Genomic DNA, 23,827 nt, shown 5'->3' on the forward strand with positions numbered 1-23,827 from the left:
ACTCCGTCGGAGCGACTCATGACCGCCACCCTTCCGGTTTCCACTCCCCGCAAGACCAGCCGCAAGCCGGCCCGGCCCGCCGCGGCCAGCACCGGCCGCGTTGCCGGCCCCACCTCCGAGGAGGTGGTGGAGCGCGCGATCCGCGCCAGGCTGGAAGACCTCAAGGCGCAGTGTGCCGAGGCGCAGGCCCAGTACAGCCCGCCCGGTTCCTGCGGTGACGCCGCCGACCGGTGCGCCAACGTCGAGTTGGCAATCACCATCGAGGACCTGCAGGCCCGCATCACCGAGCTGGAGCTCATGCTGCAGGCGCCCAAGCCGGTCCAGCCGCGCCGCACCGGGCGCAAGAGCAAGCCGGCCGGGGCGATCGAGGTGGGCAGCCGGGTGCAGGTGAGCTTCGACGGCGGGCGAAGCTGTGAGACCTTCGTGTTGCTGCCGCACGAGCTCGCGCTCGGCGACGACGAGGTGGTCACCCCGAACAGCCCGCTCGGGCAGGCGCTGCAGGGCGGCGTCCCCGGTGACCGGGTCAGTTACCGGGCGGCCAACCGGGCCACCATCACGGTGGACATCGTCTCCGTCGACGGCCAGGAGTTCTCCGACCGGCCGGCCAAGTCGGCCTGAGGTCCTCCTAGCCGCTCCCGCCCTGGCCGTTCCCCGGCCGGCCGACGCGTCAGCGCGGCCAGCCGGGCTCCCGGCGGGAGTTGATGACCAGGTTCTGCACGAAGGTGTCCGGTGGCAGCGTCAGCATGAATTCCACCGCGCCGGCAACGGTGTCCGGATCCATCATGACCTCGGCGGGCAGGTTCCACTGGTCCATCATCGGCGTGTTCATGGCGCTCGGCATCAGGCCGTGGATCCGGGCCGGCCAGCGGTACTCGTGCGCCTCCCGCTGCATGATCCGGGTGAGCATCGCCAGCGCCGCCTTCGAGCTGTTGTAGGCCGCCGCGTCGGCCCCGACCGTGATCGCCGAGATCGAGAGAACGTTGACGATGTCGGCGGGGTACTCGCGCTCGCCGGTGCCCAGCGTGCGCAGGAACTGCCTGCTGGTGTAGAGCGGGCCGGACTGGTTGACCGCCAGCACGTCGTGCCACTGCTGGTCGGTGATGTCCAGGATGCCGGCGCCCCGGTCGGTGCCGGCATTGTTGACCAGACCGTCGAAGCGCTCCCCGAACTGCTCTGCGGTGTCGTCGATCACCCTTGCCACGTCGGCGGAATCGGTCACGTCCAGGCGCACCGCCGAGGCGCTGCCGCCGGCTTTCGATACCAGCCGGACGGTTTCGGTTGCGGCGTCGAGGTCGAGGTCGGCAACCACGGCGTGGGCACCGCCGGCTGCCAGCCGCGACGAGATCGCCCGGCCCAGGCCGCTGCCGCCGCCGGTGATCAGCACCGCGCGCTGGTCGAGTGTGCGCATGTCGACTCCTGTCTGGAAGGGGTTGTCGGATCCGGCTCGCGGGCGCTCAGCCCGACAGCGCCGGCTCGCCGGGTACCAGCTCGCCGGCCGCGGCCAGCACCTCGGCGACGGTGATCGCGAGCAGTGCCGGGTCGGCCTGCCAGCCGTGTGGATCGCCGGTGCCGTCGCCGTGCCACAGCACCCGGTGCGGCCCGCCGGCCGGCGGTCCCCAGATCACCGGAGACACCGGGCCGAACAGCACCACCGAGGGGATGCCGTAGTTCGAGGCGACGTGTGCGACGCCGGTGTCGCCGCAGACCACCAGCCGGGCCCGGCCGACCAGCGACACCAGCTCGAGCAGCGTCAGGTTCGTCAGGACCGGCACCCCGGCGGCGTTGGCGACCGTCCGGGCCAGCTCGCGCTCGGCCGGCCCGCCGGTGACCACCACCGGATGGCCCTGCCGGCGCAGCGCGGCGGCGACCGCGGCGAACCGGTCGGCCGGCCAGCGCCGGGACCCGGCGGCGGCGCCGGGATGCACCACCGTTCTCGCTTCGGGCATGCCGGTCGGTGGCAGCCGCATGCAGTGCACCGCCTGCGGGGTACCGGTGGCTTTCCCGTCCGGCACCGGCAGTACCTCGCGGACCAGCCGGCACCACCGGCTGACCTCGTGCTCGCCGGCGTGCCAGGCCGGCCCGGGCAGCGTGCCGGCCGGGTCGGCGAAGCCGAACAGCCGGCGCGGCCGCAGCGCGCTGAGCAGCCGGCGACTGGCCGGGCCGTTGCCGTGCAGGTCGACGGCGACGTCCAACCGGTCCGGCACCGGCACGATCGGCGCCAGCTCGGCAGCCGGCAGCAGCCGGTCGAGCGCCGGGATCAGCGGCACCAGCGGCGCGAACGCCGCCGGGGCCGCCAGCACCACCTCGTGGTCGGGCAGCGCCGCCTTCAGCAGGCCGAGCGCCGGCAGCCCGGTGACGAAGTCGCCGAGTCCCAGCGCCCGCAGCGCCAGGGCGACCGGACGGCCCGGCGCCGCACTCACCACGCCGAGCCGGCGTCGGCCTGCCGGGCGAGTTCCACCAGGGCGGTGGTCGAGCGGCCCGGCAGGTAGGGCACCGTCACCGCCTCGCCACCCCACTCGGCCAGCACCGCCGACTCCGGCAGCGCCACCCCGGAGTAGTCGCCGCCCTTGGCCCAGACGTCCGGCCGGATCCGCCGCAACACCGCGGCCGGGGTGTCCTCGTCGAAGACCACCACCGCGTCGACGCATTCCAGGGCCGCCAGCACCCGGGCCCGGTCGGCGGCCGGCTGCAACGGCCGCTGCGGGCCCTTGAGCCGGCGCACCGAGTCGTCGGAGTTCAGGCACACCACCAGGCAGTCGCCGACCGCTCGGGCCGCCTGCAGGGTGGCGATGTGGCCGGCGTGCAGCAGGTCGAAGCAGCCGCCGGTGGCCACCACCACGCCGTGCCGGCGCCGGACCCGCTCCAGCAGCGCGGCCACCCCCGACGGCTCGTCGCACCGGTCGTCCGGTGCGGCGTCGGGAAGGTCCAGCCGCACCCCGGCAGCCGCGCCCGCGGCGACGAACCGGCCGGCCGCGGCCACCGCCAGCTCGGCCGCTTCGCTGGGCAGCACCCCGTCCGCCAGGCCCGCGGCCGCCGCGCCGGCGAAGCAGTCCCCCGCGCCGCAGGTGTCGCCGGTGCCGACCAGTACCGGGGCGATGAGGTGCGGGGCGTTGTCGGCCAGGCAGAACATCGCGCCGCGCGCGCCCAGGGTCACGCACAGCGAGCCCGCCTGCCACTGCCGGGCCAGCTGCTGGGCGGCGCGCCGGATGCCGGCCAGCGACGCGCCGGCCTCGATTCCGGCGAAGCCGGCCAGCTCGGCCAGGTTGGGGGTTACCAGGGTGGCGCCGGGCACCGGTTCCGCGCCGCGCGGATGCGGATCCCAGACCAGCGGGCAGCGCAGGCCGGCCAGCGCCGCGCGCACCGCGGGGTCGGTGGTGACGCCGCGGCCGTAGTCCGCGACCAGCACCGCGGCGGCCGACTCCAGCACCGCCAGCGCCCGCGGCGGCAGCGGCCCGATCGGGCCCGGGTCCCCGCCGCGGTCCAGCCGGGCCACCGGGTGGTCGGCCACCCGCAGCCGGGTCTTGACCGGGGTGCTGCCGGCCCAGGGAAGCGCGATCAACTCCAGCCGGCCGGCCAGCAGTCGGCGAAGCTGCCGCCCGGCCTCGTCGTCGGCCACCGGCGCCACCAGCACCACCGGACGCGGCCCGTCGGCGGCCAGCAACGCGGCCAGCGCCGCGCCCCCCGGACGCCGGTGCTCGACCGGATCGTGCAGCACCGGAACCGGTGCCTCCGGCGACAGCCGCGCCGATCCGGCGATCAGGTCGACGTCGAGCAGGGCGTCGCCCAGCACCACCAGCGGGGCAGTCAGGTCCCCGGCCACGGCGGCACCTCCCCCACCGCCCGGCGGGCCAGCTCGGCGTCCATCGCCTCGCACACCAGGTGCAGGGCCAGCAGGTGCAGCTCCTGGACGGTGGCGGTGCTGGCGGCCCGCACCGGCAGCACCTCCTCGACCGCGTCGCCCAGCGGATTGGGCAGCGGACCGGTCATCGCCCAGGTACGCAGCCCGCACTCGCGGGCCCGGCGGGCGGCGGCCAGCACGTTCGGGCTGCGTCCGGACGTCGACATCAGCACGCACACGTCGCCGGGACGGCCGTGCGCCTGCACCTGCCGGGCGAAGACCTCCTCGACGCCGTAGTCGTTGAGGATGGCGGTCAGCGCCGACGGTTCGGTGTGCAACGCGACCGCCGAGAACGGCGCTCGGTCCGGGCCGTACCGGCCGACGATCTCGGCGCTGAAGTGCTGGGCCTGGGCGGCGCTGCCGCCGTTGCCGGTCACCAGCAGCCGCGCCCCGGCACTCAGCGCGCCGGCCAACCGGGTCCCCCAGTCGGTGGCGATCCCGGCGGCCGGGCCGAACTCGGCCAGCGCACCGGCCAGCGCCTGGACGTGGGCGGTGGCGAAGTCGGCCAGCCGGGTCGGGTCCGCGGGCCGGTCGGCCAGCAGGTCGGTCATCGGGCCACCTCCACAGTCACCTCGGTCAGCGAGCCGTCAGTCAGCGGGTTGCCGGTCAGCGAGCCGGCGGTCAGCGAGCCGGCCGGCGCCGACCCGGCCAGCGCGGAGCCGGCCGGTGCGCTGCGGGCCAGCACGCCGCGGTAGCAGGCCTCGGTCTGCTCGGCGATCCGGTCCCAGCCGTAGTGGGCCAGCGCCCGCTCCCGGCCGGCCGCGGCCATCGCCAACCGGCCGGGCCGGTCGGCCAGCAGGTCGGCCACCACCTGTGCCAGCAGGTCCGGACGGCGCGGCGGCACCAGCCGGCCGGTGACCGTGTCGAGCACCGTGTCGCGCAGCCCGCCCACCGCGGTGGCCACCACCGGCAGCCCGACGGCCATCGCCTCCAGCGGGGTGATGCCGAACGGCTCGTACCAGGGCACCGCCAGCAGCAGGTCGCAGCCCCGCATGATCGCCGGCAGTTCGGTGTGCGGCTGCCGGCCCAGCAGCCGCAGCCGGCCGGCGACTCCCAGGCGCTCGGCCAGCGCCAGCAACCGCCGCGCCTCGGGATCGGTGGCCAGCTGGTCCGGAGCCGGGCCGCCGACCACCAGCAGCTCGGCGTCGGGTATTCCGGCCAGTGCCTCGATCGCGTCGGCGACTCCCTTGCGCGGCACCAACCGGCCCAGGATCAGCAGCCGGAACGGCCGGTTCCCGGCTGACCCGGCCGAGCTGGGCGAGCCGGCCGAGCCGGCTGGCCCGACTGGTTCTGCCGGGGTGAACAGGTCCAGGTCCACCCCGCACGGCACCACCTCGACCCGGCTGGCGGCCACCCCCATCGAGCGCAGCTCGCGTACCTCGTCGGTGCAGGTGGCGATCACCAGGTCGGCGGCCCGCCCGATCAGCCGCTCGGCACCGATCCGCTCCGGCGGGCTGGTGTCCGCGCTGCCCTGCCAGCGGCGTTTCACCTTGCCCAGCGCATGGAAGGTCTGCACCACCGGCAGGTCCAGCACCGCACCCGCCTGCAGCGAGGCCAGCCCGCTCATCCAGAAGTGCGCGTGCAGCAGGTCCGGCGGCCGCAGCAGGCAGCGGCGGGCCAGCTCGGCCCCGAAGCCGTCCATGAACGGCAGCAGCTCGTCCTTGCCGATCACCTCGGCCGGACCGGCGGCGATGTGCTCGACCCGGACGCCGGGCACCAGCCGCACGCTGGCCGGCACATCCGGGTCCTCGCGGCGGGTGTAGACCACCACCTCGTGCCCGCGGCGGGCCAGCGCCGCCGACAACGCCGCCACGTGCACGTTCTGGCCACCGGCGTCCACCCCGCCCAGGCACGCCAGCGGGCTCGCGTGCTCGGACACCATCGCGATTCTCATCGGCTCGCCTCCTTCGTCGTCGGGCCCGGCCGCCTCATCGGGCAAGTCCGTCCAGCAGCACGTCCCAGTCGGCCAGGAACCGCTTGAGGCCGTAGCGCTCCAGCGCGGCCGCCCGGGCCGCCTGCCCGCAGGCCCGGGCCAGTTCCGGCTCGGCCATCAGCTCGGCCAGCCGCCGGGCCAGCTGCCGCACGTCGGTGCTGATCGCGCCCGCCCCGGGCGGCACCGCGGCGATCGCCTCGGTGGTGGCCAGCGCCAGCACCGGCATCGCCAGCTGCATCGCCTCGATCAGCGACAGGCCGAGCGAGGTCCACCGGGTCAGGTGCAGGTAGGCCCGCCGCCGGGCCAGTTCGGTGTGCATCCCGTCCTGGGTCTCGATCCCGGAGTAGCCGGCCAGCCGGTCCGCCGGCAGCCCCGCAGTGGCCACCCGGGATGCGACGAACTCCTGCGCCCCCATGCCGAAGACGTCCACCGGGGCCACCGGCAGGAAGGTCTCCACCAGGTCCGCGCCGACGATTCGGCCGCGCCGGCCCGGCTCGTTCACCGCCACCGCCGCCCGGTCCAGCTCACCGGTGTAGCGGGCGCCCGGGTCGACGATGCCGTGCTCGATGACGGTGGTCGGGGCCCGCCCGTTGTCCCAGAACAGCTCGTTGAAATGCGTGACGTGCACCAGCGGGATGTCCGACCGGTCTGCCAGCACGTGCCGCTGGGTGCAGGGCGCGGCATCCGGGCTGTTGTGCTCCAGGTACACCGCGGGCAGGTCGGTGCCCGGCCGGCGGCCCAGCCACTGCCGCACCAGGTCCTCCTCGTGCGGGCGCTGCAGCATCACCAGGTCGACGTCCTGCTCGCGCAGCGCGGCCGGCGGCAGCTCGGTGACCGAGGCCGGCCAGTCCCAGGTACGCGCCCGGCCCACGCCGTCCGGGCCGCGGTCGGGCAGCACCGGGACGAGATAGTCGTGGCTGCCCTGGACGAAGGCGGTCGTCCAGCTGCCGTGCACGTGCCAGAGCAGGATCCTCATCGCGACACCGCCACTGCCGCCGGCCGGCCGGCCAGCTGCTCGACGGCCCGTACCACGCTGGCCGGCGCCACCCCGGTCAGGCACGGGTGGCCCGGCACCGGGCACTCGGTGCGCCGGGTGCCACGGCACGGCGCGTGCTGGTCGCCCAGCAGCACCACCGGCACGCCGTACGGCGCCCACCGGCTGGCCGGCACCACCGGCGAGAACAGCGACACCACCGGCGTGCCGACCGCCGCGGCCAGGTGCGCGGGCCCGGTGTTGGCCACCAGCACCGCCTCGGCGCCGGCCAGCAGCCGGGCCAGCCCCGCCAGGTCCAGCGCGCCGGCCAGGTCCAGCACCGCGCCACCCGCATCATCGGCGACGCCGGCTCGGGCCGCGGCCACGATCCCCGAGGTCAGCTCCCGTTCACCCGCCGACCCGGTCACCAGCACCCGCCAGCCGCCGGCCACCAGCAACCGGACGGTCTCGGCCCACCGCTCGGCGGGATAGGCCCGCGCCGCGGCGGTGGTGCCAGGATGCACTACCAGGTAAGGAGATTCCGGCTCGTCCGGCGTCTGGTCCGGCGAGGCCGCCGGCAACCGGACGGCCAGGGTGCCCGGATCCCCCGGCGGCAGCTCGAAGCCGGCCGCCCGCACGGTGGCCAGCATCCGCTCCGGCTCGGGCCCGTCGCCGGCGACCGGCAGCCGCAGGTCCAGCAGCGAGCCCGGATAGTCCTCGCTGGCGGCCACGATCCGCGGCACCCCGGCCAGCCGCAGCAGCAACGCGGTGGGCAGCGGGGACTGGTGGAACGAGGTCAGGATCACCGCCTCGTCCAGCTGCCGGGCGGCGAGCCGGTCGACCAGGGCGGCCACCTCGTCCGGCGACACCGCGGGCGGCGGGTTGGCGATCCACGGACAGTTCCAGACCAGCACCTCGTCCACCCCGGGCAGCAGCCGGCCGGCGGCCTCCCCCAGCGGTCCGGTGAGCAGGGTCAGCGAGTCGGCGGCCGCGGCCACCACGCGGATCGCCGGCCCGCACACCAGCACGTCGCCCATGCTGTCCAGGCGCACCACCAGCAGCCGGCGGCTCATCGCAGGCCAGCCAGCACGAGGTCGACCGCCGCACCGAGATCGGTGGCCCGCAGCGGCGCGGCGGCCACCTCCTCTTCCCGGGTCTGCTCGGTCGGCACCAGGATCGAGGCTGCGCCGGCCGCGGCGGCTGACCGGACGTCGGAGCCGATGTCACCGATCACCACGCACCGGGCCGGCGGAACGCCCAGCCGGGCGGCCGCCTGCCGGACCAGTCCGGGTGCGGGCTTGCGGCACTCGCAGCCGGCCTCGTCGGTGTGCGGGCAGACGAACCAGCCGTCGAACGGCCCGAGCAGCGCCTCGATCCGGGCGTTGACCGCCGCCACCTGCTCGGCACTGATCAGCCCTCGCCCGATGCCGGACTGGTTGCTGATCACCGCGAGCGGAATGCCGTGCGCCCGCAACCGGTCCAACGCCCGCCGCGCGCCCGGCATCGGCGCCACCGCCGCCGGGTCGCCGTTGTATGGCACGTCCCGGACCAGGGTGCCGTCCCGGTCCAGCAGCACCGCGGCCGGCCGGGCCGCGACCACCGCCGGAGTGCCGGTGCGGCCGGCGGGCGGCGGGCTGAGCCAGGCCCGCAGCCAGTGCCAGCTGGCCGCGGGCGGAATGGCGATGCTGGTGCTGATCATCCGCAGCACCTCGGTGCGATCGCGCGGCCCGGGCGCGATCCGCCGCCAGCAGAACTCGGCGGTGCTGCCGGCCCACACTCCCCCGGCCAGGCCCGCCGCCCGTCGGCGGCCGGCCAGCGCCGTGAGCAGCGCCACCAGTCCCGCCGCGGTGCCGATCAGGTGCTGCGGGCGGCGGCCCAGCGACGCCTCGGCCCGGCGCCGCCAGCTGCGGCCGTGTATCCGGCGCATCAGCACGTCGTCGGCGTTGCCGCGCTGCTGGCGCAGGCTGATCCACCAGCCGGCCGGCCGCACCGGATGCACGCTGACCCGGCTGCCCCGGCACAGCTGCCAGCCGCGGTCGAGCAACCGCAGCGCCAGGTCGGCGTCCTCCCGGAACGCCCGCGGAAACCGCTCGTCGAAGCCGCCGACATCGGCCAACGCCGTTCGCCGGTAGGCCAGGTCGGCGGTGATCCACGCGGCGCTGGCCAGCCCCGCGGTGCTGCGTTCGAAGTCAGTGGGGCGCCGGTCGGGTGGCAGCGGCACCTCGATCTGGCCCTGGGTGGCGGCGGTCGCCGCCGTCGCCGCGGCCAGGTCCCGCTCCAGGTCGGCCAGCCAGGTCTCGCTCACCTGCACGTCGTCGTCGAGGAAGGCCACCCAGTCGCCCCGGCAGGCCCGCCAGCCGGCGTTGCGGGCGGCCGCCGGGCCGCGTCCGCCGCTGCGCAGCACCGCAACCGGTGCGGGCAGGTCCAGTGGGACGGCCGGGTCTCTCCGGTCGTCGACCACCACCAGCTGCGGCACCGGCCGGCCGGCGGCGGCCGCGGAGTCGGCGATGCTGTCCAGCAGCACCCGCAGCGACGGGCGCCCGATGGTCGGGATCACCACGGTGTAGCTCGGGGTACCGGTCATCGGCCGGCTCCGAGCCAGGACCGGCGCACCGCGAACGGGCCGATCGCCAGCAGGTCGACCGGAGTGGACCCGAAGCACTCCAGCGCGTCACGCGGCGAGTCCACCATCGGACGGCCGGCGGTGTTCAGGCTGGTGTTGACCACCACCGGCAGGCCGGTGCGGCGCGCGAAGCCTTCCAGCAGCCGGGCCACCAGCGGCTCGGCAGCCGGGTCCACGGTCTGGATCCGGGCGGTGCCGTCGACGTGCACCACGGCCGGGATCCGCTCGGCCCAGCCGTCGGCGACCTGGTGCACGAACAGCATGTACGGCGACGGGATCGGCCCGCCGCTGAACAGCTCGGCGGCCCGCGAGGCCAGCACCATCGGCGCCACCGGACGGAACTGCTCGCGGCCCTTGACGTCGTTGAGCCGTTCCAGGTTGGCCGCCCGTCCCGGGTGCGCCATCAGCGACCGGTGCCCCAGGGCTCGCGGGCCGTACTCGCTGCGTCCCTGGAACCAGGCCACGATGCCGTCGGCGGCCAGCGTCTCGGCGGCGGCCTCGGCGATGTCGGCCGGCCGCTCGTAGGGCAGCTTCGCGGTGGACAGCGCCGCCTCGATCTCGGCGTCGCTCCACTGCCGGCCGAGGTCGGCACCCGGCATCGGCGCCGCGGCCTCGCCGAGCTGCCAGCTGCCGGCCAGTGCCGCGCCGAGCGCGGTGCCGGCATCGCCGGCCGCCGGCTGCACCCACACCTCGTCGAAGCCGCTGTCCCGCCACAGCCGGGAGTTGGCGACACAGTTCAGCGCGACCCCGCCGGCCAGCGCCAGCCTGCTGCTGCCGGTCTGCACGCGCAGCCAGCGAGCCAGCTCCACCAGCACCTCCTCCAGCACCGCTTGCAGGCTGGCCGCCAGGTCGGCATGGTCTGCCGACCACGGCTCGTCCGGAAGCCGTTTCTTGGCAAGGGCATTCCAGTCCACACCCTGGGTCCTGAAACCCCCGTCAGAGCAGGCATGCACCATCGGACGCAGCTCGTCGAGGTAGCGCGGCGTTCCGTAGGAGGCCAGCGCCATCACCTTGAACTCGTCCGAGCTGCGCAGGAAGCCCAGGTGCTCGGTGGCATCCTCGTACAGCAGGCCGAGCGAGTGCGGCAGCTGCTGGCTGTGCAGGATCTGCAAATCCCCTTGCGTGTAAAGGCCTGCCAGCGAGCTGTGCCGCTCGCCGCGGCCGTCGAGCACCAGCACCGCGCAGTCCCCGCCGAACGGAGCGGCCAGCCCCGCCGACGCGGCGTGCGCGACATGATGGGCGACGTAGCGCACCTGCGAGGGATCCAGGCCCGGCAGCACGCCGGCAAGGAAGTCCGGCGCGGCCAAGGCGTAACGCTGGCGCAGCTCGTCCCAGGGGTCGAACAACCCGAGCTGCTCCGGCGGCAGCCGCAGCGCCGGATCGAAGGAATAGGTCACTACGTCTAGGTCGGCGGGTGTCAGGCCCGCTTCGGCCAGACACCAGGCGGCCGACAGTTCCGGCAGCTCCCAGGCGGAGAACGGCACCGGACGTTTGCCGTGCTTGCGCCGGGAGAACCGTTCTTCTTCGGCAGCCGCGACTGTCCGGCCGTCCACGATCAATGCCGCGGCAGGATCGTGGTACAGCGCATTGATGCCCAGGATTCGCATGATCCCCGTTGTGGTCGACATCTCGATGCGCGGCAGCACGAATCGAGGAGAAATGTCTGCAAAAGTAAGGCGGTGCTGCTCACCGCGACTCGACGGTCACATCCGATCGAGAGTGCTGCCGCAGGCTGTAAGTCCAACCAGAACCGACTGTAAGCCAGCGAAGCGGTTCTCGCCAGCACTGCGCAAGAAGCAGTAGGAAAAGCAGACGATCATGCCTATGAACAGGCCTGTTCGCGCCGCTCAGCCCTGCTCGCGGAGCGCCGAAATTGTGCGCCGGATGCCTTCGGGCCAACCGATTTCCGGCCGCCAGCCGAGCTCGGTCTCGATCAGCGTGGTGTCCGGACGGCGCACCAGCGGATCGTCGGCCGGCAGGTCGACGAACCGGATCGCTGACGCCGACCCGGCGGCGGCGATGATCTCCCGCGCGATCTGCAGGATCGTCATCTCGTCCGGGCTGCCGACGTTCACCGGGCCGGCCAGCTCGCTGGCCGCGACTGCCAGGATGCCCCGGACGGTGTCGTCGACGTAGCACACCGACCTGGTCTGGCTGCCGGTGCCGGCCACCGTCAACGGCTCGCCGGCCAGCGCCTGGCCGATGAAGGTGGGGATCGCCCGGCCGTCGTCGGCGCGCATCCGCGGCCCGTAGGTGTTGAAGATCCGGACGATCGCGGTGTCCACGCCGTGGGTGGTGCGGTAGGCCACCGTCAGCGCCTCGGCGAAGCGCTTGGCCTCGTCGTAGACGCCGCGCGGCCCGACCGGATTGACGTGGCCCCAGTAGTGCTCCGGCTGCGGGTGCACCTGCGGGTCGCCGTAGGTCTCCGAGGTGGAGGCCAGCACGAACCGGGCCCGCTTGTCCTTGGCGAGCCCGAGGGCGTGCAGGGTGCCGACGCTGCCGACCTTCATCGTCTCGATCGGTAGCCGCAGGTAGTCGGCCGGCGAGGCCGGGGAGGCGAAGTGCAGCACCAGGTCGACCGGGCCGGGAACGTGCAGGTAGTCGGTGACGTCGCACTTGACCAACCGGAAACCACTATGGGAACGCAGGTGCTCGACGTTGTCGGGCCGTCCGGTGAGGAAGTTGTCCAGGCAGGTCACCTCGGTGCCGGCGGCCAGCAGTTCCTGGCACAGGTGGGAGCCGAGGAAGCCGGCGCCGCCGGTGACCAGCGCGTGCGCGAAGGTCCTCACCGGCACGCGCCAGGACCGGCGGCGGTGGGTCGGGATGCGGGCATTCCAACAGATCGCAACGGTATGCCTTCCAGCGGCACCTGCCCGGACTGTCTCCCTGGGCGGTGCCCGCTCGGGAACCACCTCGACACGAGAGGCCCCGAACCGAGACTAGAACGCACCGCTCGCCCGCGACAACACCCACCGAGCGACGACCGCGGTCCGACCGACGATCAGACACCGCCCGACCCAACGATCAGACCCTGCCCGGCAGACGATCAGACACCGTCCGGCAGACGATCAGACACCGCCCCGGCCGATGGTCAGGCCGGTGCCCGCAGGGCGAGCGCGCCGAGCCCGGAGCGGCGCGGCTGGCCGGCCGCGACCCCGGCCAGGTGGAAGGCCAGGTCGGCCTCCGGCCGGGCCCGGCTGTAGAGGTAGCCCTGCGCGGTGGAGCAGCCGTACTGGGTCAGCAACCGGGCCTGGGCGGCGGTCTCGACACCCTCGGCCACCACGGCCAGCTCCAGCGTCTTGCCGATCTCGAGGATGGCGGCCACCACCGCGGTGCAGCCGGAGTCGGTGCCGAGCCCGGCGATGAACCGGACGTCGATCTTGAGCATGTCCACCGGCAGCTCGGTGATCCTGGTCAGGCTGCTGTAGCCGGTGCCCAGGTCGTCGATGGCGATCCGGATGCCGAGCTCGCGCAGGGTGCTCAGGTCCTTGCGCAGCGAGTCGGCGATCAGCGGCATGTGGGTCTCGGTGAGCTCGAGCACCAGCCGGGTGGGCGGCACCTGGTACTCGGCGAGCGCGGCGAGCACGTCGTCGATCAGGTGGCCGGTCTCCAGCTGGCGTCCGGAGATGTTGACGTGCACGTCGGGAGCCCGCTCGCCCAGCTGGTCCGCCCAGCTGGCAGCCATCCGACACGACTCGCGCAGCACCCGCCGCCCGATCGGGATCATCAGGGCGCTGGACTCGGCGACGTCGAGGAACTCGCCCGGGCCGAGCACGCCGCGGCGCGGGTGGTTCCACCGCAGCAGGGTCTCCACCGCCACGATCCGGCCGGAGCGCAGGTCCAGCACCGGCTGGCCGTACATCACCAGCTCGTCCTGGCTGAGCGCGGTCTCCAGCTGCGGGCGCAGCCGGCTGCTGCGCGCGGCCCGGGCCTGCAGCTGGGGATCGGTGACGGTCACCCGGTCCCGGCCGGCCCGCTTGGCGGTGTACATCGCGGTGTCAGCGGCGGCCAGCAGCTGCTCGCCGGTGCTGTGCCCCTCCGCGGTGGCCAGGCCGATGCTGGCGCTGATGGTGAAGGTGCCCGAGGGCAGCAGGAACGGCTCGCGCAGCGCGTTGAGCACCCGCTCGGCGACCGCGCTGAGGTCGGAGTCGGCGGTCAGGTCGGTGCAGATGATGGCGAACTCGTCCCCGCCGAGCCGGCCGACGGTGTCACCCGGCCGCACCGAGGCACCCAGCCGGCTGGCCACCTGGACGAGCAGCTCGTCGCCCGCGGCGTGCCCGGCGCCGTCGTTGACCTGCTTGAACCCGTCCAGGTCCAGGTAGGCCACCCCGACCCCGTGACCGGTCCGCGCGCTGGCCACCAGGCCGTGCTCCAGCCGGTCCAGCAGCAGGGTCCGGTTGGCCAGCCCCGTCAGGCCGTCGTGCAGCGCCTGGTGGGTCAGCGCCGCCTCGGCCCGCTTGCGCGCGGTGATGTCCTCGATCAGCGAGATGGCGTACGGCGGGCTGCCGTCGGCCGGCGTCACGGTCGAGGTGGACAGCAGGCCCCACAGGTTGCTGCCGTCGGCGTGCCGGTACAGGGTCTCGCGGCGGACCTGGGTCACCTCGCCGCTCACCATCTTCGCCAGCGCCGCCCGGGTGCCCTCGGCGTCCTCGGGAATCGACAGGCTCACCACGGTGAGGGTGAGCAGCTCGGCCTCGGTGTAGCCGGTCAGGTTGCACATCGCCTGGTTGGCCCGGATCAGCCGGCCGGCGGTGGGCGGGTCGAGCGAGACCATGCACATGCCGACCGAGGCCGCGTCGAAGGCCAGCCGGAACCGCTGCTCGCTCTCGCGCAGCGCCAGCTCGGCCTGCCGCTGGCTGGTAACGTCGCTGGCCACCCCGATGTAGCCGGACAGTGAGCCGTCCGGGGCGGTCATCGCCGTCACGGTCAGCTCCACCTGCAGCCGGCGGCCGGAGCGGGTCAGGTAGGTCCACTGCTGCGGCTCCGGACGCGCGGCGTCGGCGTCCCGGATCAGCAGCCGGAAGTCCGGTGCCACGCCGAGCTCGGCGGCCCGCTCGGCCAGCTCGGCCGGGTCGTGCAGCAGCACCGGGCTGCTGCCGAGCATCTCGGACTCGGTGTAGCCGAGCATCTTCTCGGCACCGGTGTTGAAGACCGTGATCTGGCCCAGCGGGTCGGTGCCGATGATGGAGGTGCTGCTGGCGGCGGCCAGCACCCCGCGGTAGAGGTCGCGGGCGGTGGCCAGCTCGCGGGCCGCGGACCGGGCCGCGGTGACGTCGTGGGCGGTGCCGCTCATCCGGACCGGGGTGCCGTGCTCGTCGACGTGCACCCGCCCGCGGCCGTGCACCACCCGGCTCGGCCGGTCGGCCGGCAGCAGGGTGAACTCCAGCTCGTAGGGCCGCAGGTCGGCCAGCGCGGTGCGCACCGCCGCCGTCAGCCGGCCGCGGTCGGCCGGCTGCACCAGGGACAGCCAGTTCTGCATACTGGGCTGGAACTCGCCGCGGCGGACCCCGAAGATCCGGTACATCTCGTCCGACCAGGTCATCTGCGCGGTGACCAGGTCCCAGTTCCACGAGCCGAGCATCGCCAGCCGCTGCGCCTCGGCGAGCGCGTCCTCCCGCTCGGCGGCGGCCGCCAGCGCGTTGTCGCGGGCCTGGCCGGACAGCACCAGGATCAGCGTCGCCAGGCAGATCACCGCGAGCAGCGTCTGCAACGCCCACTGCCGGTGCTGCGGGTCGCTGATCGAGCTGAGCGCGCCGTGCCCGTTCAGAGTGCCGACGGTGGCCAGCACCGCGGCCATCAACGCCGAGATCATCGCCCGCAGCGCACCGAGCCGGGCGGCACCCCACAGCAGCGGCGGCAGCACCAGGACGGCCTGGCCGGCGGTGTGCGCCGGCAGGAAGATCCAGCAGGAGGCCGCGGTCACCAGGGCGAACTGGACGACCCACTCGGCGTTGTGCCGGTCGTAGCCGAACTCGTCCCACACCGCCGGGCCGGTCGGCGCCAGCAGCAGCGGGGTCAGCATCACCAGCCCGAGGCCGTGGCTGAGCACGTAGCCGCAGGTGCCGGGCAGCCACGGCTTGTCGGCCGCCAGGTAGCCCACCCCGACCATGGACGCCGCCGCGCTGACCCCGAGCACCGCACCGGCGATCAGCCGGATGCCGTCGGCGACGCTGGCCAGCGGCCGGGACCGGTGTGCCGTGCCGCCGGCCAGGAACCGGGCGGCGATCACGCACTCGGCCACATTGGCCAGCGTGAAGCAGAGGTTCACCTCCGGCGCGGTGCCGATCAGCAGCCGGCTGAGCGCGCTGCTGACCGCGATGCCGGTGACCAGTTGCGGCCACCAGCGGCGCGGCGAGCGGGCCAGCACCGCCAGCGAGAGGCCCGCCGCCGGCCACCAGGCGCCGCCGGCCAGCGTCGGGTGGCGCAACAGCCGGGTGGCGAACTGGCTCAGCACCAGGATGGCCAGAGCCATCGCCAACCCGGCCAACCACGGCATCCAGGACGCCCTGATCGCCGGCCGGCGGGGTGCCTCTGATCGCACGACCGTCCCTCTCGTTGCTCGCCTCATCGCCCTGTTCCATCGGCCAGTGCCCTAGACACTTGACCTTTGATGCCTAGACATCCCATATGGGTGGCACGCATGGGCCCCGAATGCGCGCTTGCCGCGGGGCCCGACCCGGCCGGTGGCCGCGTGGTCACCCGGCGGCGGGATGCCTTAGGTTGGAAGGGCGGCTCAAGCAGGAGCCGATCTCGCGGGGCCGGCCGCCACTCCCCAGCCAGGTGGCGCAGCTGCCGCCTGGAGGTTCAGCGCCGCCATCCACTCGCACGCACTCTCCCCGGGAGCCCGGACATGACCACTGCCAGCGCCATCAAGCACTGGGCGCGCCGCGAGGCCCAGACCTACCGCCATGGCGAGGACCGCCCGCTGTCGGGCTACCTGGCGGCGATGAGCGTCTATGCCAGCGCGGTGGCCGGGCTCACCCTGCTCGGTCGCCGGCTGGGCTTCCGGCCGCCGGAGCGGGTCAGCCCGTGGGACGTCGCGTTGTTCGGCATCGCCACCCACCGGCTCACCCGGACGGTGGCCAAGGACGCGGTAACCAGTCCGGTGCGGGCGCCGTTCACCACCTACCAGCGCCCGGAGGGTCCCGGGGAGGTGCACGAGGAGGTGCGCACCGACTCCGCCGCCCGGCATGCGGTCGGCGAGCTGCTCACCTGCCCGTTCTGCCTGGGCCAGTGGGTCGGCACCGGGTTCGCCGCGGGGCTGGTCTTCGCCCCGCGCGCCACCCGGTTGGTGGCGGCCACCTTCGCCAGCGTCGCGGTGTCGGACTTCCTGCAGTTCGGCTACAGCGCGCTGCAGAGCAAGGAATGACCTCCTCCGCTCAGCCGTCCCGCCAGTTCAGCCGTCCCGCCAGTCGTCGCTGGTGAGGTGGGAGCCGGCCTGCGGGCCCATCTGCAGCATCCCGCCGTCCACCACCCAGGACGCCCCGGTCACGTAACCGGCCTCCGGCGAGGCGAGGAAGGCGATCACCGCGGCGATCTCGCGGGCATCGCCCGGCCGGCCCAGCGGCACGCCGGACCGGTGCACCGCGCGCGGGTCGTGGTCCTCCTGCCCGGTCATCGGGGTGGCGATCTCGCCGGGCGCCACCGCGTTGGCGGTGATGGCGTACCTGCCCAGCTCCAGTGCCATCGTCTTGATCAGCCCGCCCAGGCCGTGCTTGGCCGCGTCGTAGGCGCTGGAGCCGACCCGGGGCTGGTGCTCGTGCACGCTGGTCACCGCGATCAGCCGGCCACCCCGGCCGGCGTCGACCATCCGGCGGGCCGCCCGCTGCAGGCAGACGAACGCGCCGTCCAGGTCGGTGGCCAGGGTGTGCCGCCACTGCTGGTAGCTCAGCTCCAGCACCGGGGCGTTGTCCCCGGTGCCGGCGTTGTTGACGAAGACGTCCAGCCCGCCGAGCTGGTCGGCCAGCCGGTCGACCACGTCGCCGCAGCCGGGCAGCTCGGTGGTGTCGAGCCGGGCCAGCACCGCGCGCCGGCCGAGCCCGCGTACCTCGTCCGCGGTCTGCTCGGCACCGGCCTGGTCGGTGTGCCAGGTGATGCCGACGTCCAGGCCGGCCCGGGCCAGCGCCACCGCGGTGGCCTTGCCGATCCCGGAATCCGAGGCGGTGACGATCGCTGCCTGCGGGGAGAATGCCATCGTCGGATGCTCCTTCGGTGGAGTCGCGGCACCTCACCGGTTCGCTGGAACCGGCGGGGTGATAGGAAGAATTGCCAGCAACGGGCGAGCAAAACGGATGGAAAGGGGTGCGGCCATGACGGAATTCGGCGAGAACCTCAGCGAGGAAGTCCTCGGCACGGACGAGGAGACGCCCGAGCGCGGCCGGCCGGGCAGCAACCCGCCGGCCGAGCCGCAGCCCGGCCTGCACCCCGGTGCCGGCGAGCCGGCGGAGTCCGGCGACCGGTCCGACCCGCCCGCCCAGGGGTTCGGCGAGCCGGACTCGCAGTAGCGGCTCCGGCTGTTCCTCAGCCGGTGCCGCGGTGCGTCGCCAGGTCGCGCAACCGATCGAACAGGCCCGCGATCGGCCCAAGCATCAGGTTGCCGGGCGGTGTGTCCGGGGCGCTGGGATGCGGCCGGGTCGGAGCGAGCTTCTTCACCGCCTCGACCTGCTTGCCGATCTCGACCAGCTCCTCCTGGCTGAAGACGGCCCGCAGCTGCGGGAACATCTCGCCCTCCTCCTCGGCGACATGCTTGCGGACCTCGGCCATCAGCGTGGCCAGCTCGGTCTCGAAGCCGGCGTCGGACGGGCTGAGCCGCTCCAGCCGCTTCATGGTCTCCTCGGCCTCGGCATGCTCGCGCTTGGCCCGGTCGGCCTCGGCTTCGCTGACCTTCTCCTTGACCTTGGGGTAGAGCGCGACCTCCTCGGCCACCGAGTGCCGCACCAGCTCGATGGTCACCTGCTCGGCGAGGTCCTTGCGCCGGGACTGCGCCTGCTCGCCGGTCGCCCCGTGCAGCCGGTCGAGCTCGGCGAACATCTGCTCGACCTCATGGTGGTCATGGGTGAGGATCTCGATCACATCGCGTTGCTGGTCCACTGGAAACTCCTTACAGCACCCGGGGAGGGCACCGCTGGTTCCTCGACTGCCGGATGCGCGAGTGGGCTGGCCCTGATGTGCGCTGCGGAGAACGGCACCCTCGGCGGAAGACGGCCTCCGAACTCGGTTCGCGTCCGGACCGGCTGGGCGTTCAGCCATCCCGAACCTATCACCCGGGCGGCGCGGCCACCGTGCCTCACTCAGCGGGCGAGCTGGCCGACCACCAGCTCGAAGACCCTGGGCGCCGCGGCCGCCGCCGGGACGATCCGGCGCCGCAGCACCGGCCGGCCGGCGGTCCAGAGCAGCCCGCTGGTCAGCGTCCGGTACCGGCGGGAGTCGCGCGCCCAGAGCCGTTCGTAGTCCTGCGGGCGGCCGGCGGCCAGGCACCGCACCAGCGACCGGGCCGCGGTCAGACCCACCGTGATGCCTTCCCCGGTCAGGGCGTCGACGTAGCCGGCGGCGTCGCCCACCAGCAGCACCCGGCCGGCGACCCGGGCCCGGGTGCGCTGCCGGAGCGGGCCGGCGCCCAGCACCTTCGAACCCGGCGCGGCGGACAGCCGTTGCGCCAGCACCGGAAACCGCGCCAGCTGCTCGTCGAAGGAGGCCCGGTCCGAGCTCAGGATGGCGATCCCGATCTGATCGCGCGCGACCGGAGTGAGGTAGGCCTCGGACGACGGGCACCAGTGCACCTCCACCAGGTCCGACCAGGGCGCGGTCCGGTAGTGCCGCCGCAGCCCCCACCGGGCCGGTGGCCGGGCCGGCAGGTTCAGCCCGGCCAGCCGGCGCACCGTCGAGTGCAGGCCGTCGGCGCCGACCAGGTAGCGGGCGGCCAGCCCGCCGGCCCGCACGCTGCCGGCGTCCTGGTCGATCTCGGTGACCGCGGCCCGGTGCACCGCGATGCCGCGCTCGGCGACCGCCTCGCGCAGGCAGGACTGCAGGACGGTCCGGCGCACCCCGCGGCCGGCGGCGCCGGGGAACAGCGCCTGCGCCGAGCGGTCGCCGTCGAGATAGCGGATGCCGCGGAACGGCCGACCGGGCGGGTCCAGTCCGAGCTCGGCGAGAGCCTGCACCGCGGCCGGCATCAGGCCCTCGCCGCAGGCCTTGTCGATCGGCGCCTCCCGCGGTTCCAGCACCGCCACCGACAGCCCCGCCCGGTGCGCGTAGAGCGCGGTGGCCAGGCCCACCGGCCCGCCGCCGGCAACGAGCACATCGATCATGCCGTCGATTCCGCATGATCGAGCCTCGCCAGCGCCCCGGACTCGGTGCGCAGCCGCACCCGGAGCAGCAGCGCGTTCAGCACCGAGAAGACCAGCGCGGTGAGCCAGGCGGTGTGCACCAGCGGCAGGGCGATGCCTTCGGCCACCACCGCCACGTAGTTGGGATGGGCGAGGTAGCGGTAGGGCCCGGAGCTGACCCGCCCGGCACCCGGCACCACCACCACCCGGGTGTTCCACTGCGGCCCCAGGGTGACGATGCACCACCAGCGCAGCGCCTGGGCCGCCAGCACCACGGCCAGCATCGGCCAGCCCAGCACCGGCAGGAACGGCCGGTCGGCGAGCCACACCTCGGCCAGGCAGCCGGCCAGCAGCCCGGTGTGCAGCGCGACCATGGCCGGGTAGTGCCCGGCACCGGTCTCGACGCCGCCGCGTTGCCGGCTCCAGCGCAGGTTGCGCTGCGAGACCACCAGCTCGGCCAGCCGCTCCAGGGCCACCAGGCCGATCAGCACGGTGTAGGCAGCTGCCGGGCTCACCACCGCAGCAACACCAGTTCCGAGCAGAACCCGGGGCCCATCGCCATCAGCACGCCGGGGCTGCCCGGTTCGAAACTGCGGGAGGCGACGGTGTCGGCGAGCACGTGCAGCACCGAGGACGAGGACAGGTTGCCGATCGCGGCCAGCGAGCGCCAGGTCAGCTCCAGCTCGCCCCGCTCCAGGCCCAGGGTGCGCTGGATCGCCTCGATCACCTTGGGCCCGCCCGGATGGCAGACCCAGCCGGCGATCTCGCTGCTGTCGAGCTGGTGGGCGTCCAGCAGCAGCGCCACGTCGCCGGCCAGGTACTTCTCCACCAGCACCGGCACGTCGGCGTCCAGCACGATCTTCAGGCCGTCGGCGCTGACGTCCCAGCCCATGGTGCGTTCGGTGTGCGGGTACAGGTGCGAGCGGGAGTCCAGCACCTCGGGCATCGCCTGCAGGCCCAGCTGCTCGGCCCGCCGCGAGCCCACCAGCACCACCGCCGCGGCACCGTCGCCGAACAAACCGGTGGCCACCATGTTGGCGGCCGAGCGGTCCCGCGACTGCAGGGTCAGGGTGCACAGCTCCACCGACAGCAGCACCGCCACCTCGTCCGGGTGCGACTGCAGGTAGTCGTGCACCCGGGCGATGCCCGCGGCGCCGGCCACGCAGCCCAGGCCGAACAGCGGCATCCGCTTGACGTCCGGGCGCAGTCCCACCAACGGGGCGATCAGCGCGTCCAGCGAGGGGGCCGCCACTCCGGTGACGGTGGTGAACAGGATCAGGTCGACGTCATCGGCAGCCAGGCCCGCCGCGGCCAGCGCCTCGGTGACCGCGCGGGCGCCCAGCACGGTGCCCTGCTCGATGAAGACGTCGTTGGACTTCCCGAAGTCCGCCAGTTCCTGGTAACGCTCCAGCGGCACCACGGTGTGCCGGGTGTGCACCTGGGCGTTCTGATGGAACCGGCGCAGCAGCGCCCGGTCCCGCTCGGCCGGCAGGCACCAGTCTGCGAACGCCTCGGTGATGTCCTGCTGTCGATATCGGTGTTCGGGCAGCACCCCGCGGACGCCGGCAATAGTGGTCACCGACTCAGCTTAGGTCGGTCCGGCCGGCTGCCGCCCCTATGCTCGGGCGGGTGCTGTCCCGACTGTCCGTCTTGTTGCGCACCAGTCACCCGATCCCCTGCGTGGCGGTCACGGGGCTGGCCAAGGCGCTGGTCGCGGTGGCCGGCAAGCCGCCGGCGCAGTGCCTGCTCGCCGCGGCGGCGGTGCTGGCCGGGCAGCTGAGCATCGGGTGGTCCAACGACCTGATCGACGCATCCCGGGACCGGACGGCCGGCCGGACCGACAAGCCGCTGGCGGTACGGCCGGAACTCACCGGTCTCGTCCGGCGGGCGCTGGCCGTCGCCGTGCTGCTGGCCGCGCTGCTGTCGCTGGGGCTGGGATGGCGGGCGGCGCTGCTGCACGCGGTCACGGTGGCCGGCGGCTGGGCGTACAACCTGGGGCTGAAGGCGACGCCCGCCTCGGCGCTGGCCTACTTCGTGGCCTTCGGGGCGCTGCCGGCGATGGCGACCTCGGTGACTCCGGACCCGAGGATGGCGCCGGCCTGGGCGATGCTGGCGGCGGGCCTGGTCGGGGTGGCCGCGCACTTCGGCAACGTGCTGCCCGACCTGCCCGACGACCTGGCCGCGGGTGTGCTGGGCCTGCCGCAACGGCTGGGCACCCGGGGGTCGGTGCTGGCCGCGGTCGGGGCGCTGCTGCTGGCCGCCGGCATCGTCGACGTCCAGGTCGGTTCCCGGCATCCGGTGTTCACCGCGCTCGGCTCGGCCGCGGTGCTGGGGCTGGCGCTGGCCGCGCTGCTCAGCGCCGTGCGCCGGCCGCGGAGCCAGGTCGCGTTCCTGGCCACCATGGCCGCTGCCGCCGTGGACGTGGCGATCCTGGCGGTCAACCACGGTCTCGGCTAGCCGTCGGACCGGGCGGGCGGCAGCGCGGTGCCGCCGACCAGCGGGGCGATCTGCGGCGCGGGCGCCGGCGCGTCCTCCAGCGGCCCGCAGTGCCGCCAGCGGCGTCCGGCGCTGGCCGCCGGCACCGGCCAGGCGGAGGAGTCAGCGGGCAGTTCGAAGCGCTGCACCTGCTGGTACTCCCGCCGGGCGGCGGGATCGCCGGACGGCTCCAGCAGCCGGGCCGGCACCCAGGCCGAGGTGTAGAGGTAGCCGTTGGTGCCGTCGCCGAAGCTGCCGTAGGTGCGCCAGGAGACCAGGCCCCACCAGCTGCCGGCGCTGCGTCCCCAGGCGTGCAGGTCGGCCAGTTGCCGGACCAGGTGCACCAGGACGCGGGGCGGCATGTCTACAATTATCGAACACAGATTCGAATACCACTACTCCCGACGCGCTCCGCAGCTGCGGGGTCAGTGGCCGGCGCCGACCGGGCGCCCGGTGGCCCGGCGCACGATCGAGTATCCCGAGACCAGCGCCCACACCCCCTCCAGCAGCAGGAACCCCCACTCGAGGCTGACCACCGCGGTGGCGGCCAACGCGGTCGAACCCACCGCGTTGCTCACCAGGTAGGGGTAGCCGGACTGGCCGAGCCGGCCGGTCAGTGCCGCCCCGAAGGCGACCAGGACCAGCAGCGAACCGGCGAGCTGGACGACGTCGTACATGACGAGCTCCTCGACGCCGTCTTGTCGCTGACCGGGTACGGCGGGCCTCGTCCGGGGCGCCGAAGCGGCGCCTGCCTCCCATGATGGCATCGCCCGGGAGGCCGTGCCGGTCAGATCGGTCACCATGCGCGACACTCACCGCATGGCGGAACCGGAGTTCGACCCGACCCCGGCACCGCTGCGCCCGCCGGTGGTCTTCGACCAGCAGTGGTGCAACGTCAGCTTCCTGCACTGGCCTGTACAGCCGGCCGCGATCGCCGGGCTGTTCCCGGCCGGCTGCCGGCCGGACACCGTGGCGGGCCTGAGCTACCTGGGCCTGGTGCCCTTCCAGCTGCGCGGCATCGCACTCGGCCGCGGCGGTGCCATCCCCTACTTCGGCTCGTTCGCCGAGACCAACGTCCGGCTGTACTCGGTGGACGACGCCGGCCGGCACGGTGTGGTGTTCTGCTCGCTGGACACCGCCCGGCTGGCCGTGGTGCCGATCGCCCGGCTGCTGTTCGGCGTTCCCTACAACTGGGCCCGGATGCAGGTGTCCCAGCCGGCTCCCGACCGCTGGCACTACCGGTCCCGGCGGCGCTGGCCGGGTCGCGGACCGGCCTGCACGCTGACCGTCCGGGTCGGCCGGCCGGTCCGACCCACCCCGCTGGAGGAGTGGCTCACCGCCCGGTGGGGACTGCACGCCCGGATCGGCGGCCGCACCCGGTGGGTGCCGAACAGCCACCAGCCCTGGCCGTTGCACGAGGCCGAGGTGCTCGAGCTGCGCGAGGACGTGATCGCGGCGGCCGGACTCCCCCCGTCCGGCGACCGGCTGCGCGCCCTGTGGTCGCCAGGAGTCCGGGCCCGCTTCGGCCGGCCGGTTCGGCTGGACTAGCCGTTCGATCGCACGCGATGCGATCGCTTGCAACTAAGAGCCTGGGCAGGTA

At 74.1% G+C, this 23,827-nt stretch carries 23 protein-coding genes and 1 riboswitch; of the genes, 5 read left to right on the top strand and 18 right to left on the bottom strand.

Going from position 1 to position 23,827, the window contains the following annotated elements; all coding sequences use genetic code 11:
• Positions 1–18 precede the first annotated feature (18 nt).
• Positions 19–618 carry a GreA/GreB family elongation factor gene (locus tag VLJ82_RS19050; protein ID WP_408664942.1) on the top strand — a complete coding sequence of 200 codons (600 nt, stop codon included), beginning with the start codon at positions 19–21 and terminating at the stop codon, positions 616–618.
• Between the two features lie 49 nt (positions 619–667).
• Here the strand turns inward: VLJ82_RS19050 and VLJ82_RS19055 are convergent, their stop codons facing one another.
• The 11 genes from VLJ82_RS19055 to VLJ82_RS19105 all read right to left on the bottom strand — a co-directional run bounded on the left by VLJ82_RS19055 (position 668) and on the right by VLJ82_RS19105 (position 15,923).
• Positions 668–1,408: an SDR family NAD(P)-dependent oxidoreductase gene (locus VLJ82_RS19055; RefSeq protein ID WP_408664943.1), complete on the bottom strand. Its 741-nt coding sequence runs from the start codon at positions 1,406–1,408 to the stop codon at positions 668–670.
• 46 nt (positions 1,409–1,454) lie between these two features.
• On the bottom strand, positions 1,455–2,420 hold the full coding sequence (locus VLJ82_RS19060; protein ID WP_408664944.1) for a glycosyltransferase family 9 protein: 966 nt from the start codon (positions 2,418–2,420) through the stop codon (positions 1,455–1,457).
• Positions 2,417–3,820: a D-glycero-beta-D-manno-heptose 1-phosphate adenylyltransferase gene (rfaE2, locus tag VLJ82_RS19065; protein ID WP_408664945.1), complete on the bottom strand. Its 1,404-nt coding sequence runs from the start codon at positions 3,818–3,820 to the stop codon at positions 2,417–2,419. The genes VLJ82_RS19060 and rfaE2 overlap by 4 nt, the downstream gene beginning before the upstream one ends.
• Positions 3,805–4,449: a D-sedoheptulose-7-phosphate isomerase gene (locus VLJ82_RS19070; RefSeq protein WP_408664946.1), complete on the bottom strand. Its 645-nt coding sequence runs from the start codon at positions 4,447–4,449 to the stop codon at positions 3,805–3,807. Before VLJ82_RS19070 ends, rfaE2 begins: the two co-directional genes overlap by 16 nt.
• The gene (locus VLJ82_RS19075; RefSeq protein ID WP_408664947.1) at positions 4,446–5,792 is read right to left on the bottom strand and encodes a glycosyltransferase; all 1,347 of its coding nucleotides are present in this window, start codon (positions 5,790–5,792) and stop codon (positions 4,446–4,448) included. Before VLJ82_RS19075 ends, VLJ82_RS19070 begins: the two co-directional genes overlap by 4 nt.
• A gap of 34 nt (positions 5,793–5,826) precedes the next feature.
• Positions 5,827–6,807 carry a glycosyltransferase gene (locus VLJ82_RS19080; RefSeq protein ID WP_408664948.1) on the bottom strand — a complete coding sequence of 327 codons (981 nt, stop codon included), beginning with the start codon at positions 6,805–6,807 and terminating at the stop codon, positions 5,827–5,829.
• Complete coding sequence (locus VLJ82_RS19085) at positions 6,804–7,877, bottom strand: glycosyltransferase family 9 protein (RefSeq protein WP_408664949.1); 1,074 nt, start codon at positions 7,875–7,877, stop codon at positions 6,804–6,806. Before VLJ82_RS19085 ends, VLJ82_RS19080 begins: the two co-directional genes overlap by 4 nt.
• Complete coding sequence (locus tag VLJ82_RS19090; RefSeq protein WP_408664950.1) at positions 7,874–9,388, bottom strand: HAD-IIIA family hydrolase; 1,515 nt, start codon at positions 9,386–9,388, stop codon at positions 7,874–7,876. Before VLJ82_RS19090 ends, VLJ82_RS19085 begins: the two co-directional genes overlap by 4 nt.
• Positions 9,385–11,034, bottom strand: coding sequence for a carbamoyltransferase family protein (locus VLJ82_RS19095; protein ID WP_408664951.1), 1,650 nt, complete (start codon positions 11,032–11,034; stop codon positions 9,385–9,387). Before VLJ82_RS19095 ends, VLJ82_RS19090 begins: the two co-directional genes overlap by 4 nt.
• Positions 11,035–11,274: 240 nt before the next feature.
• A complete protein-coding gene (locus VLJ82_RS19100; protein ID WP_408664952.1) occupies positions 11,275–12,216 on the bottom strand; it encodes an NAD-dependent epimerase/dehydratase family protein in 942 nt (313 codons plus the stop codon).
• A gap of 302 nt (positions 12,217–12,518) precedes the next feature.
• Positions 12,519–15,923 (bottom strand): bifunctional diguanylate cyclase/phosphodiesterase, encoded by a 3,405-nt coding sequence (locus tag VLJ82_RS19105; RefSeq protein WP_408664953.1) that lies wholly within the window; start codon positions 15,921–15,923, stop codon positions 12,519–12,521.
• A gap of 354 nt (positions 15,924–16,277) precedes the next feature.
• Between VLJ82_RS19105 and VLJ82_RS19110 the strand changes: the two genes are divergently transcribed.
• Complete coding sequence (locus tag VLJ82_RS19110; protein ID WP_408664954.1) at positions 16,278–16,796, top strand: DUF1360 domain-containing protein; 519 nt, start codon at positions 16,278–16,280, stop codon at positions 16,794–16,796.
• Positions 16,797–16,823: 27 nt separating this feature from the next.
• Here the strand turns inward: VLJ82_RS19110 and VLJ82_RS19115 are convergent, their stop codons facing one another.
• Positions 16,824–17,621 (bottom strand): SDR family oxidoreductase, encoded by a 798-nt coding sequence (locus tag VLJ82_RS19115; protein WP_408664955.1) that lies wholly within the window; start codon positions 17,619–17,621, stop codon positions 16,824–16,826.
• A gap of 115 nt (positions 17,622–17,736) precedes the next feature.
• Here VLJ82_RS19115 and VLJ82_RS19120 point away from each other — a divergent pair, with 115 nt between their 5' ends.
• The gene (locus VLJ82_RS19120; protein WP_408664956.1) at positions 17,737–17,931 is read left to right on the top strand and encodes a hypothetical protein; all 195 of its coding nucleotides are present in this window, start codon (positions 17,737–17,739) and stop codon (positions 17,929–17,931) included.
• 16 nt (positions 17,932–17,947) lie between these two features.
• On the opposite strand, the gene VLJ82_RS19125 is transcribed toward VLJ82_RS19120, so the two are convergent.
• The 4 genes from VLJ82_RS19125 to VLJ82_RS19140 all read right to left on the bottom strand — a co-directional run bounded on the left by VLJ82_RS19125 (position 17,948) and on the right by VLJ82_RS19140 (position 21,331).
• Positions 17,948–18,517 (bottom strand): hemerythrin domain-containing protein, encoded by a 570-nt coding sequence (locus tag VLJ82_RS19125; protein WP_408664957.1) that lies wholly within the window; start codon positions 18,515–18,517, stop codon positions 17,948–17,950.
• Between the two features lie 200 nt (positions 18,518–18,717).
• On the bottom strand, positions 18,718–19,734 hold the full coding sequence (locus VLJ82_RS19130) for an NAD(P)/FAD-dependent oxidoreductase (protein WP_408664958.1): 1,017 nt from the start codon (positions 19,732–19,734) through the stop codon (positions 18,718–18,720).
• On the bottom strand, positions 19,731–20,267 hold the full coding sequence (locus VLJ82_RS19135) for an isoprenylcysteine carboxyl methyltransferase family protein (protein ID WP_408664959.1): 537 nt from the start codon (positions 20,265–20,267) through the stop codon (positions 19,731–19,733). The genes VLJ82_RS19130 and VLJ82_RS19135 overlap by 4 nt, the downstream gene beginning before the upstream one ends.
• Positions 20,264–21,331 (bottom strand): type III polyketide synthase, encoded by a 1,068-nt coding sequence (locus tag VLJ82_RS19140; protein WP_408664960.1) that lies wholly within the window; start codon positions 21,329–21,331, stop codon positions 20,264–20,266. The genes VLJ82_RS19135 and VLJ82_RS19140 overlap by 4 nt, the downstream gene beginning before the upstream one ends.
• 50 nt (positions 21,332–21,381) lie before the next feature.
• On the opposite strand from VLJ82_RS19140, the gene VLJ82_RS19145 reads away from it, so the two are divergent.
• Positions 21,382–22,209: a UbiA family prenyltransferase gene (locus VLJ82_RS19145; protein ID WP_408664961.1), complete on the top strand. Its 828-nt coding sequence runs from the start codon at positions 21,382–21,384 to the stop codon at positions 22,207–22,209.
• Here VLJ82_RS19145 and VLJ82_RS19150 read toward each other — a convergent pair.
• Positions 22,206–22,589, bottom strand: a complete 384-nt coding sequence (locus tag VLJ82_RS19150) for a hypothetical protein (protein ID WP_408664962.1) — start codon at positions 22,587–22,589, stop codon at positions 22,206–22,208. The two genes, VLJ82_RS19145 and VLJ82_RS19150, sit on opposite strands and share 4 nt — an antisense overlap.
• A 63-nt stretch (positions 22,590–22,652) precedes the next feature.
• Positions 22,653–22,904, bottom strand: a complete 252-nt coding sequence (locus VLJ82_RS19155; protein ID WP_408664963.1) for a CBU_0592 family membrane protein — start codon at positions 22,902–22,904, stop codon at positions 22,653–22,655.
• Between the two features lie 10 nt (positions 22,905–22,914).
• Positions 22,915–22,979: riboswitch (guanidine-III (ykkC-III) riboswitch) on the bottom strand.
• Between the two features lie 67 nt (positions 22,980–23,046).
• On the opposite strand from VLJ82_RS19155, the gene VLJ82_RS19160 reads away from it, so the two are divergent.
• On the top strand, positions 23,047–23,775 hold the full coding sequence (locus VLJ82_RS19160; RefSeq protein ID WP_408664964.1) for a YqjF family protein: 729 nt from the start codon (positions 23,047–23,049) through the stop codon (positions 23,773–23,775).
• The last annotated feature ends 52 nt before the right edge of the window (positions 23,776–23,827 follow it).

This window comes from Jatrophihabitans sp., assembly GCF_035474675.1.
Classification (GTDB): domain Bacteria; phylum Actinomycetota; class Actinomycetes; order Mycobacteriales; family Jatrophihabitantaceae; genus Jatrophihabitans_A.